The sequence below is a fragment of the Escherichia sp. TC-EC600-tetX4 genome (assembly GCF_019356055.1).
Lineage (GTDB): Bacteria > Pseudomonadota > Gammaproteobacteria > Enterobacterales > Enterobacteriaceae.
Genome location: NZ_CP079924.1, coordinates 2,380,206 through 2,392,030, shown reverse-complemented (window position 1 = coordinate 2,392,030; position 11,825 = coordinate 2,380,206). Strand labels below are relative to the sequence as shown.

Genomic DNA, 11,825 nt, shown 5'->3' with positions numbered 1-11,825 from the left:
CTTAAAAGATATGTCAGGCTTGCGGAGTGGCGGTTAAGGACATACGATTTCCTCCTTTCAGAGTGCTCCGCTTCTCACTATTATCTCACGCAGTATTCTTAAGGGAACGATAAGGAGGAACCATGAACATTACCCCGTTTCCGACGCTTTCGCCGGCAACTATAGATGCCATAAATGTTATCGGACAGTGGCTGGCGCAGGATGATTTCTCCGGTGAGGTGCCGTATCAGGCCGATTGCGTGATCCTTGCAGGCAATGCGGTTATGCCGACTATCGATGCGGCATGTAAGATTGCCCGCGATCAGCAAATTCCTTTACTGATTAGTGGTGGTATCGGTCACTCGACAACTTTTTTGTATAGCGCCATCGCACAGCATCCGCACTACAACACTATCCGCACCACTGGCAGAGCAGAAGCGACCATCCTGGCGGATATCGCTCATCAGTTCTGGCACATTCCGCATGAAAAAATCTGGATTGAAGACCAGTCAACAAACTGCGGTGAAAACGCACGCTTTAGCATCGCGCTATTGAATCAGGCCGTAGAACGAGTTCATACGGCTATCGTTGTTCAGGACCCCACCATGCAGCGGCGCACGATGGCGACGTTCCGCCGTATGACTGGGGACAATCCCGATGCACCACGCTGGTTAAGTTATCCCGGATTCGTTCCTCAGTTAGGAAATAACGCAGACAGTGTAATCTTTATTAATCAGTTACAAGGATTATGGCCAGTTGAGCGTTATCTCTCACTACTCACTGGCGAGCTGCCGCGTTTACGCGATGATAGCGATGGCTACGGTCCCCGCGGGCGAGATTTTATCGTTCACGTTGATTTTCCGGCAGAAGTCATCCATGCATGGCAAACGCTGAAACATGATGCGGTGCTCATCGAGGCGATGAAAAGTCGCTCGTTACGTTAAAAATTGCCCGTTTGTGAACCACTTGTTTGCAAACGGGCATGACTCCTGACTTTTATTTCTGCCTTTTATTCCTTTTACACTTGTTTTTATGAAGCCCTTCACAGAATTGTCCTTTCACGATTCCGTCTCTCTGATGATTGATGTTAATTAACAATGTATTCACCGAAAACAAACATATAAATCACAGGAGTCGCCCATGTCAGTACCCGTTCAACATCCTATGTATATCGATGGACAGTTTGTTACCTGGCGTGGAGACGCATGGATTGATGTGGTAAACCCTGCTACAGAGGCTGTCATTTCCCGCATACCCGATGGTCAGGCCGAGGATGCCCGTAAGGCAATCGATGCAGCAGAACGTGCACAACCAGAATGGGAAGCGTTGCCTGCTATTGAACGCGCCAGTTGGTTGCGCAAAATCTCCGCCGGGATCCGCGAACGCGCCAGTGAAATCAGTGCGCTGATTGTTGAAGAAGGGGGCAAGATCCAGCAGCTGGCTGAAGTCGAAGTGGCTTTTACTGCCGACTATATCGATTACATGGCGGAGTGGGCACGGCGTTACGAGGGCGAGATTATTCAAAGCGATCGTCCAGGAGAAAATATTCTTTTGTTTAAACGTGCGCTTGGTGTGACTACCGGCATTCTGCCGTGGAACTTCCCGTTCTTCCTCATTGCCCGCAAAATGGCTCCCGCTCTTTTGACCGGTAATACCATCGTCATTAAACCTAGTGAATTTACGCCAAACAATGCGATTGCATTCGCCAAAATCGTCGATGAAATAGGCCTTCCGCGCGGCGTGTTTAACCTTGTACTGGGGCGTGGTGAAACCGTTGGGCAAGAACTGGCGGGTAACCCAAAGGTCGCAATGGTCAGTATGACAGGCAGCGTCTCTGCAGGTGAGAAGATCATGGCGACTGCGGCGAAAAACATCACCAAAGTGTGTCTGGAATTGGGGGGTAAAGCACCAGCTATCGTAATGGACGATGCCGATCTTGAACTGGCAGTCAAAGCCATCGTTGATTCACGCGTCATTAATAGTGGGCAAGTGTGTAACTGTGCAGAACGTGTTTATGTACAGAAAGGCATTTATGATCAGTTCGTCAATCGGCTGGGTGAAGCGATGCAGGCGGTTCAATTTGGTAACCCCGCTGAACGCAACGACATTGCGATGGGGCCGTTGATTAACGCCGCGGCGCTGGAAAGGGTCGAGCAAAAAGTGGCGCGCGCAGTAGAAGAAGGGGCGAGAGTGGCGTTCGGTGGCAAAGCGGTAGAGGGGAAAGGATATTATTATCCGCCGACATTGCTGCTGGATGTTCGCCAGGAAATGTCGATTATGCATGAGGAAACCTTTGGCCCGGTGCTGCCAGTTGTCGCATTTGACACGCTGGAAGATGCTATCTCAATGGCTAATGACAGTGATTACGGCCTGACCTCATCAATCTATACCCAAAATCTGAACGTCGCGATGAAAGCCATTAAAGGGCTGAAGTTTGGTGAAACTTACATCAACCGTGAAAACTTCGAAGCTATGCAAGGCTTCCACGCCGGATGGCGTAAATCCGGTATTGGCGGCGCAGATGGTAAACATGGCTTGCATGAATATCTGCAGACCCAGGTGGTTTATTTACAGTCTTAATGAGTGAAAGAGGCGGAGGTTTTTTCCTCCGCCTGTGCGCGTCAGAGTTTAGCGAATTTTTCGAGGGTGCGAATAAGCTGTGTGACGAAGCCATATTCGTTATCGTACCAGGCGACCGTTTTCACCAGTTGTAAATCGCCCACGGCGGTAATTTCCGTTTGCGTGGCATCAAACACCGAACCGAAATGGCTGCCAATGATATCGGAAGAGACTATTTCTTCATCGGTATAACCAAATGACTCGTTATTGGTGGTTGCTTGTTTAAGTGCGTTATTCACCTCTTCGGCAGTCACTTTTTTCCGAGAATCGATACCAGTTCAGTGACCGAACCTGTTTTCACCGGCACGCGTTGCGCATGACCTTTCAGTTTGCCGCTCAGTTCCGGGATCACCAGACCAATGGCTTTTGCCGCCCCCGTAGTGTGGGGAATGATATTTTCTGCCGCTGCGCGTGAAGCACGTAAATCTTTACCACGCGGGCCATCCACCAGTGACTGGGTGCCAGTATAGGCATGAATGGTCGTCATCGTGCCGACTTCTATCCCGAAACTGTCATGCAAGGCTTTGGCCATCGGCGCAAGACAGTTAGTGGTGCATGACGCCACGGAAACAATGGTGTCGTTGCCATCCAGAGTGTCGTCATTGACGTTATAAACGATAGTTTTCATTTCACCGGCAGGGGCGGAAATCAACACCTTCTTCGCACCAGCATCAAGATGCGCCTGCGATTTCTCGGCGGAGGTATAAAAGCCAGTACATTCGACAATGATTTCTGCACCTTTCGCTTTCCACGGAATATTTTTAGCCTCTTTTTCGGCGTAAACCGCGATACTTTTCCCATCAACGATAAGTGAATCTTCCGTAAAATCAACGCTCCAGGGGAATGGTCCGTAGTTTGAATCATGTTTCAGCAGGTAGGCGAGAATTTATGGGGAAGTGAGATCATTAATAGCGACAACGTCTATGTTGCTTTTGACTTCAAGTAATCGACCCAACACCAGTCGACCGATACGACCAAAACCGTTAATACCAACTTTACTCATGGTTTTCTCCTGTCAGGAACGTTCGGATGAAAATTGATCCTTTCCAAGCTTAGACCAGGATGGCGGGATGGGCAATCTCCATTCTCACAGTGAAACGTAACGTACTGAAAACGGGTGAACAATATTTAATGAAATTTTGAGAAAAGCCCGTTATGTTAACGGAAAATTATGTTAAAGCAGGAAATGTTATGGAAAATAAATATTCAAGGTTACAAATCAGCATTCACTGGCTGGTCTTTTTACTGGTTATCGCAGCGTATTGCGCAATGGAGTTTCGTGGTTTCTTCCCACGTAGCGATCGGCCACTCATCAACATGATTCATGTTTCCTGTGGCATCTCAATTCTCGTGCTGATGGTCGTTCGTCTTTTGTTAAGGCTGAAATACCCAACCCCGCCGATTATACCTAAGCCAAAACCGATGATGACGGGACTGGCGCATTTGGGACATTTGGTGATTTATCTCCTGTTTATTGCGCTGCCAGTGATTGGTTTGGTGATGATGTATAACCGGGGCAACCCGTGGTTTGCGTTTGGTTTGACGATGCCTTACGCTTCAGAGGCCAATTTCGAACGGGTAGATAGCTTAAAGTCGTGGCATGAAACGCTGGCGAATCTGGGATATTTTGTCATCGGGTTGCACGCTGCGGCTGCACTGGCACACCACTATTTCTGGAAGGACAACACACTTCTACGCATGATGCCGCGTAAACGTTCCTGAAGGATATTTAAAGAAAACGCCTGTACTAAAACCGACCCGTGGTACAGGCGAAGAATACGGGTCTACATCGGAAGCGCCTATTATATTTATTTGTATGATAAATAAAACCATAATCCTTGCCCATACGTCCATCTGGCTTATTTTTAATCAATTCACCCGATCTTTGATCTCATCAACGGTATCAAAATAAACCAGCGTATAACGTTCAAATCGAACATAAGATTCGATAAACCATGGAGGTTATATGAAAAAACTGGCACTTATTTTGTTTATGGGAACGCTTGTTTCCTTTTATGCCGATGCCGGGCGCAAACCCTGTTCTGGTTCGAAAGGGGGGATCTCACACTGTACGGCAGGCGGCAAATTTGTCTGTAATGATGGTTCTATTAGTGCATCGAAAAAAACATGCACTAACTGAAGTGTAAAAGGGGTGCCATGAGAAAATGAATCTGCTAGTCAAATGCGCGGGGAAAATCCCCGCGCTTGCCCTTACCTGGACGTGCAGGCCATGAGCGCAGCAACCTCCTTATCACCGTCCCGGAACCGCAGTTCGTAGAGCGTTTGTCGGGTCAGGAGTGTGAATGTCAGAATCGTAATGCAGATAATGAGCAGACACACCACCAGAGGGTTGTGCTTCATAGCCTTTCTCCTTGCCGGATGGCGGGTAAGAGGCTAAGATCTGAATTGCTAGGTTCATTCGTTGGCCTCGGTTGATAGAAATATCGGTCGGGGCCTTCGTCTTTCTGATTCCCGGTTAGCCTGAAAACAGAAAGTCTCAGGCACCCGCAGGCATCCTATGAGGTTTCCTTAGGGACGAAAATAATCACTTCACGAAATTGCGTGCTGTTTTCCAGAATTTTTCGTCATTCGGGTTAGCCAGTTTAGCCATTCGTTACTCTCTTCATTCCAATAGCATTAATTTTCTATGCAATAATTGTTGTAAAAATGTGACGCAAAGAGGTTTTTGGTCATAAGTAATTACCGTCAAGTGCCGATGACTTTCTATCAGGAGTAAACCTGGACGAGAGACAACGGTAATGAATACAACTCCCTCACAGCGATTAGGTTTTTTGCATCACATCAGGTTGGTTCCGTTATTTGCCTGCATTCTAGGCGGTATCTTAGTTCTATTCGCATTAAGTTCAGCCCTGGCTGGCTATTTCCTCTGGCAGGCCGATCGCGATCAGCGTGATGTTACTGCGGAGATTGAGATTCGGACCGGGTTAGCGAACAGTTCAGATTTTTTGCGTTCAGCCCGGATCAATATGATTCAGGCCGGGGCTGCGAGTCGTATTGCGGAAATGGAAGCAATGAAGCGAAATATTGCGCAAGCCGAATCGGAGATTAAACAGTCGCAGCAAGGTTATCGTGCTTATCAGAATCGACCGGTGAAAACACCTGCTGATGAAGCCCTCGACACTGAATTAAATCAACGCTTTCAGGCTTATATCACGGGTATGCAACCTATGTTGAAATATGCCAAAAATGGCATGTTTGAAGCGATTATCAATCATGAAAGTGAGCAGATCCGACCGCTGGATAATGCTTATACCGATATTTTGAACAAAGCCGTTAAGATACGTAGCACCAGAGCCAACCAACTGGCGGAACTGGCCCATCAGCGCACCCGCCTGGGTGGGATGTTCATGATTGGCGCGTTTGTGCTTGCCCTGGTCATGACGCTGATAACATTTATGGTGCTACGTCGGATCGTCATTCGTCCACTGCAACATGCCGCACAACGGATTGAAAAAATCGCCAGTGGCGATCTGACGATGAATGATGAACCGGCGGGTCGTAATGAAATCGGTCGCTTAAGTCGTCATTTACAGCAAATGCAGCATTCACTGGGGATGACAGTAGGGACTGTTCGACAGGGCGCGGAAGAGATTTATCGTGGCACCAGCGAAATTTCAGCTGGCAATGCGGACCTGTCATCTCGCACCGAAGAACAAGCGGCGGCTATCGAACAAACTGCCGCCAGCATGGAGCAACTCACTGCGACGGTGAAACAGAATGCGGATAACGCGCATCATGCCAGCAAACTGGCGCAAGAGGCTTCTATTAAAGCCAGCGATGGCGGGCAGACGGTTTCCGGTGTAGTAAAAACGATGGGCGCTATCTCCACGAGTTCGAAGAAAATTTCTGAGATCACCGCCGTCATCAACAGTATTGCTTTCCAGACGAATATTCTGGCACTGAATGCTGCCGTTGAAGCCGCGCGAGCGGGTGAGCAAGGGCGTGGATTTGCCGTTGTCGCCAGCGAAGTACGGACACTCGCAAGTCGCAGCGCTCAGGCGGCGAAAGAGATTGAAGGCTTGATCAGTGAATCAGTCAGGTTAATTGACCTGGGGTCGGATGAGGTGGCAACGGCCGGGAAAACCATGAGCACTATTGTTGATGCCGTCGCGAGTGTCACACATATCATGCAGGAAATCGCCGCCGCCTCGGATGAACAAAGTAGAGGCATAACGCAGGTTAGCCAGGCGATTTCTGAAATGGATAAGGTGACGCAACAGAATGCTTCTCTGGTAGAAGAGGCCTCAGCGGCGGCGGTGTCCCTTGAAGAACAGGCGGCACGATTAACTGAGGCGGTGGATGTATTCCGTCTGCACAAACATTCTGTGTCGGCAGAACCTCGCGGAGCGGGTGAACCAGTTAGTTTCGCTACGGTGTGAAAATGTTCAAGGAGGGATCGACAGATCCCTTCACCTTTCAGAACGGCATTGATTTTCGAATAGCGTTAATCATCAACTGGCAACCAGAAGAGAACGTCGCATCTACGCGGGTCAGTATTCCAATCGGTTCGCCTGCACCATGTCCCGGAACAGGCAGGGCCACCAGCGTGGCATGACGCAGGTCGTCTTTTACAGCGCCAGAAGGGACAAACCACACGTAATCGTATTCAACCGTAAGTTGACGAGATAGCGAAGCAGACAGCGTTTCGATACAACCCGAAGGAATTTTACAGCCCTGGCTCTGCACTAATGCATCTGAATGCTGGCGTGGCGCAGTGCCTTCTGGTGATACAACGACCGGCCATTCCAGCACCCGGCTTAGCGTTACGTTCTCCTGAAGTAGCGGGTGATTAGGGCGGACAACCAGCTTCAACGATTCAAGAAACAGCAGTTCGTAATTAAGCCCGGTCATCAGTTCAGGATCTGACATCCGACCAATGCCGATATCGATTTCCCCGGTTTTTAAACCCGCCAGAATCATAGGGTTACTCATTGTCGCAACTTGCAAGGTCGTCTCTTTTTGTTGCTGATGAAACTGACCTATAACCGAAGGTAATATCCCCAGTGCCGCAGTAGGTAGTGCACCAACCCTGACGACATCATTATTAAGACCTTCTTTACGATGAAGCGACCGTCCGGCAGTGTTGATGGCGTCAAGAACTCTGACTGCATGCGTTAAAAATTGTTCGCCGGGTAAGGTAAGTTGCGCCCCCTGACGACCACGCTCAAACAAGCGAGCGCCAGTCAGCTGCTCCAGTTCATTCAATGTCTTAGAGAGCGCAGGTTGACTCAAATTAAGGGTTTCAGCCGCGCGCCCCAAAGTTCCTTGTTGTGCGACAGCTACGAATGTATGAAGGTGGCGCAAACGGATGCGCTGACTAAACAGACTATTTTTTTCCATAAGCGATGTTAAAAACGAAGCGGTGTCGCTGACAAGTGAAGTTGTTTGATTATGATAACTTGATTGCAAAATATTATTAACAATTAAAGCAATTATGTTACAGCAAAATGGATAATATTGATGTTTTCGCGGCGAGATCACAGTTTGTAAATTCTTCCCGCAAGAGTGAATGCGGTTACCTACACTCCAGATTACTGACCACTGGAGGCAGACACTATGGCGAACAGCATCACGGCGGATGAGATTCGGGAACAGTTTTCGCAGGCAATGTCAGCCATGTACCAGCAAGAAGTTCCGCAATATGGCACGCTGCTGGAACTGGTAGCTGATGTGAATCTGGCTGTGCTGGAAAACAATCCTCAACTGCACGAAAAAATGGTAAATGCAGACGAGCTGGCGCGACTGAATGTTGAACGTCATGGGGCGATTCGCGTTGGGACTGCACAAGAGCTTGCTACTCTTCGGCGGATGTTTGCCATTATGGGGATGTACCCGGTGAGCTATTACGATCTCTCGCAGGCAGGGGTGCCGGTACATTCGACAGCATTTCGGCCCATTGATGATGCTTCTCTGGCGCGTAATCCCTTCCGCGTTTTTACCTCCTTACTCCGCCTTGAGCTTATCGAGAACGAAATTTTGCGCCAGAAAGCGGCGGAGATTCTGCGTCAGCGCGATATCTTCACCCCACGTTGTCGACAACTGTTAGAGGAATATGAGCAGCAGGGCGGTTTTAACGAAACACAGGCACAGGAGTTTGTGCAGGAAGCCCTGGAAACGTTTCGCTGGCACCAGTCAGCAACGGTAGATGAAGAAACCTATCGCGCATTGCACAACGAACATCGGTTGATTGCTGATGTGGTCTGTTTTCCTGGATGCCATATCAACCACCTGACGCCACGTACGCTGGATATTGACCGGGTGCAGTCGATGATGCCTGAATGCGGAATTGAACCCAAAATTCTCATCGAGGGGCCGCCGCGCCGCGAGGTACCGATTTTACTACGCCAGACCAGCTTTAAAGCACTGGAAGAGACGGTGTTGTTTGCGGGGCAGAAACAGGGCACGCATACCGCGCGCTTTGGTGAAATTGAGCAGCGTGGCGTGGCATTAACGCCGAAAGGGCGACAACTGTATGATGATCTTCTGCGTAACGCTGGAACCGGGCAGGATAATCTCACTCACCAAATGCATTTACAGGAAACCTTCCGCACTTTTCCTGACAGTGAGTTTTTAATGCGTCAGCAAGGGTTGGCATGGTTCCGGTACCGTCTGACGCCTTCGGGTGAGGCGCATCGTCAGGCGATTCATCCTGGAGACGATCCACAGCCCTTAATTGAACGTGGTTGGGTAGTGGCGCAACCCATCACCTATGAAGATTTCTTGCCCGTTAGCGCGGCGGGGATCTTCCAGTCAAATCTGGGTAATGAAACGCAGACACGCAGTCACGGTAATGCCAGTCGCGAAGCATTTGAGCAGGCGTTGGGTTGTCCGGTTTTGGATGAGTTCCAGCTTTACCAGGAAGCGGAAGAACGCAGTAAACGTCGCTGTGGTTTGCTTTAAAATCTGACCATCCGCCTTTGCAAAAATTTGCCTGATTTTACAAACGAATCAGGCTCATCCCATCGACATAAAAAAAATGCCGATTTATGCATATTCTCTCAGTTCAACAATTGGATTATTAATAAATATTGTCTAGAGTGAGCGGTCATAAATAAGCACTTTCTTGCCGCTGAAAACGACCAGCGCGGGACCATTCACAACACCAGAAGGACTCACTTTCAGGTATGGATCGTAGACGATTTATTAAAGGTTCAATGGCTATGGCCGCCGTGTGCGGTACCAGCGGCATTGCTTCTCTTTTTTCTCAGGCGGCATTCGCGGCAGATTCTGATATTGCCGACGGGCAAACCCAGCGTTTTGACTTCTCCATTCTACAGTCAATGGCGCACGACTTAGCGCAAACAGCGTGGCGTGGTGCGCCTCGTCCGTTACCTGACACGCTGGCGACAATGACGCCGCAGGCTTATAACAGTATTCAATACGACGCCGAAAAATCGCTCTGGCATAACGTTGAGAACCGTCAACTGGACGCTCAGTTCTTCCATATGGGAATGGGATTCCGTCGCCGCGTTCGTATGTTTTCTGTAGATCCAGCAACACATCTGGCGCGTGAAATTCACTTTCGCCCGGAGTTGTTCAAATACAACGATGCAGGTGTTGATACAAAACAATTAGAAGGGCAAAGCGATCTCGGCTTTGCCGGTTTTCGCGTGTTTAAAGCCCCCGAACTGGCGCGCCGTGATGTAGTATCATTTCTCGGCGCGAGTTATTTCCGCGCCGTTGATGATACATATCAATACGGTTTGTCGGCCCGCGGCCTGGCGATCGACACTTACACCGACAGTAAAGAAGAGTTCCCCGACTTTACCGCCTTCTGGTTTGATACGGTAAAACCGGGGGCAACTACCTTTACCGTTTATGCGTTGCTCGATAGCGCCAGCATTACTGGTGCCTATAAGTTCACTATCCATTGTGAGAAAAGTCAGGTGATTATGGATGTGGAAAATCACCTGTATGCGCGCAAAGACATTAAACAGCTGGGCATTGCGCCGATGACCAGTATGTTCAGCTGCGGTACTAATGAACGTCGGATGTGCGATACAATTCATCCGCAAATTCATGACTCTGATCGTCTGTCCATGTGGCGGGGCAACGGCGAGTGGATTTGCCGTCCGCTGAATAATCCGCAAAAATTGCAGTTCAATGCTTACACCGACAACAACCCGAAAGGGTTTGGTTTATTGCAACTGGATCGTGACTTCTCCCATTATCAGGACATTATGGGCTGGTATAACAAACGCCCAAGTCTGTGGGTGGAACCGCGTAACAAGTGGGGTAAGGGCACCATCGGCCTGATGGAAATCCCAACAACGGGCGAAACGCTGGATAACATTGTCTGCTTCTGGCAGCCAGAAAAAGCTGTAAAAGCAGGTGATGAGTTTGCATTCCAGTATCGTCTGTACTGGAGTGCGCAACCGCCTGTTCATTGCCCATTAGCGCGCGTTATGGCGACGCGTACCGGCATGGGCGGTTTCTCGGAAGGTTGGGCGCCAGGTGAACACTATCCCGAAAAATGGGCGCGTCGTTTTGCCGTCGATTTCGTTGGTGGTGATCTGAAAGCTGCCGCGCCAAAAGGCATTGAGCCGGTGATTACGCTTTCCAGTGGGGAAGCGAAGCAAATCGAAATTCTCTATATTGAACCCATCGATGGTTATCGTATTCAGTTTGACTGGTATCCGACTTCGGACTCCACTGATCCGGTCGATATGCGGATGTATCTACGTTGTCAGGGGGACGCTATCAGTGAAACATGGCTGTATCAGTATTTCCCGCCAGCGCCGGATAAACGTCAGTATGTTGACGACCGCGTGATGAGTTAATCGTTTTTTCTTCGGCACCTTCTTCGGGAGGTGCCGTCTGGTTAAACACGATCCCGCTCGCATTTTTCCCTAAGTTAAATGAGTAATCTGATGGTGTGTATTTCAGATACACCTTGTCAGCCACTAACAGGGAGTGCGTATGTTTCCAGAATACCGAGATTTAATATCCCGTCTGAAAAACGAAAATCCTCGCTTTATGTCCTTGTTCGATAAACACAATAAACTTGATCATGAAATTGCCAGAAAGGAAGGTTCCGACGGTCGAGGGTACAATGCGGAAGTGGTCCGCATGAAAAAACAAAAGCTACAGTTAAAAGATGAGATGCTCAAAATCCTGCAGCAGGAGAGCGTCAAAGAGGTGTAAACTTTCCTAAGCCGCCAGCCAGGCGGCTTTTTTAACAACTGCATGGATTGACTGGAGATAAG

General features: G+C 49.1%; 11 protein-coding genes and 1 pseudogene. 9 read left to right on the top strand and 3 right to left on the bottom strand.

Features of this window, described 5'->3' with window-relative positions; genetic code table 11:
* The first annotated feature begins 122 nt into the window (after positions 1-122).
* Together ydcF and aldA are read left to right on the top strand one after the other, a co-directional pair.
* The gene (gene ydcF, locus KXD89_RS11575) at positions 123-923 is read left to right on the top strand and encodes a DUF218 domain-containing protein YdcF (RefSeq protein WP_072647373.1); all 801 of its coding nucleotides are present in this window, start codon (positions 123-125) and stop codon (positions 921-923) included.
* Between the two features lie 196 nt (positions 924-1,119).
* A complete protein-coding gene (gene aldA / locus KXD89_RS11570; RefSeq protein ID WP_000115943.1) occupies positions 1,120-2,559 on the top strand; it encodes an aldehyde dehydrogenase in 1,440 nt (479 codons plus the stop codon).
* 41 nt (positions 2,560-2,600) lie between these two features.
* On the opposite strand, the pseudogene gap reads toward aldA, so the two are convergent.
* A pseudogene (gene gap / locus KXD89_RS11565) lies at positions 2,601-3,601 on the bottom strand (type I glyceraldehyde-3-phosphate dehydrogenase).
* A 188-nt stretch (positions 3,602-3,789) separates the two neighbouring features.
* Here gap and cybB point away from each other — a divergent pair.
* The 3 genes from cybB (at position 3,790) to yncP (ending at position 4,832) form a co-directional block, all read left to right on the top strand.
* Complete coding sequence (cybB, locus tag KXD89_RS11560) at positions 3,790-4,320, top strand: cytochrome b561 (protein ID WP_000428998.1); 531 nt, start codon at positions 3,790-3,792, stop codon at positions 4,318-4,320.
* A gap of 244 nt (positions 4,321-4,564) precedes the next feature.
* A complete protein-coding gene (locus KXD89_RS11555; RefSeq protein ID WP_000731833.1) occupies positions 4,565-4,738 on the top strand; it encodes a periplasmic protein in 174 nt (57 codons plus the stop codon).
* 25 nt (positions 4,739-4,763) lie between these two features.
* On the top strand, positions 4,764-4,832 hold the full coding sequence (gene yncP / locus KXD89_RS11550; RefSeq protein ID WP_211180495.1) for a protein YncP: 69 nt from the start codon (positions 4,764-4,766) through the stop codon (positions 4,830-4,832).
* Here the strand turns inward: yncP and hokB are convergent.
* Entirely contained in the window at positions 4,810-4,959 is a 150-nt protein-coding gene (hokB, locus tag KXD89_RS11545) for a type I toxin-antitoxin system toxin HokB (RefSeq protein WP_001320773.1), read from the bottom strand. The two genes, yncP and hokB, sit on opposite strands and share 23 nt — an antisense overlap.
* 398 nt (positions 4,960-5,357) lie before the next feature.
* Here hokB and trg point away from each other — a divergent pair, with 398 nt between their 5' ends.
* Positions 5,358-6,998: a methyl-accepting chemotaxis protein Trg gene (gene trg, locus KXD89_RS11540; RefSeq protein WP_001098559.1), complete on the top strand. Its 1,641-nt coding sequence runs from the start codon at positions 5,358-5,360 to the stop codon at positions 6,996-6,998.
* Positions 6,999-7,035: 37 nt separating this feature from the next.
* Here the strand turns inward: trg and KXD89_RS11535 are convergent, their stop codons facing one another.
* Positions 7,036-7,959: a LysR substrate-binding domain-containing protein gene (locus KXD89_RS11535; protein WP_000414567.1), complete on the bottom strand. Its 924-nt coding sequence runs from the start codon at positions 7,957-7,959 to the stop codon at positions 7,036-7,038.
* A 216-nt stretch (positions 7,960-8,175) separates the two neighbouring features.
* Between KXD89_RS11535 and KXD89_RS11530 the strand changes: the two genes are divergently transcribed.
* From KXD89_RS11530 to KXD89_RS11520, 3 genes are all read left to right on the top strand, one after another.
* Positions 8,176-9,519, top strand: coding sequence for a VOC family protein (locus KXD89_RS11530; RefSeq protein WP_000013789.1), 1,344 nt, complete (start codon positions 8,176-8,178; stop codon positions 9,517-9,519).
* A gap of 224 nt (positions 9,520-9,743) precedes the next feature.
* Positions 9,744-11,399, top strand: a complete 1,656-nt coding sequence (gene opgD, locus KXD89_RS11525) for a glucan biosynthesis protein OpgD (protein ID WP_000375961.1) — start codon at positions 9,744-9,746, stop codon at positions 11,397-11,399.
* Positions 11,400-11,538: 139 nt separating this feature from the next.
* A complete protein-coding gene (locus KXD89_RS11520) occupies positions 11,539-11,763 on the top strand; it encodes a YdcH family protein (RefSeq protein WP_001296778.1) in 225 nt (74 codons plus the stop codon).
* Positions 11,764-11,825: the final 62 nt, after the last annotated feature.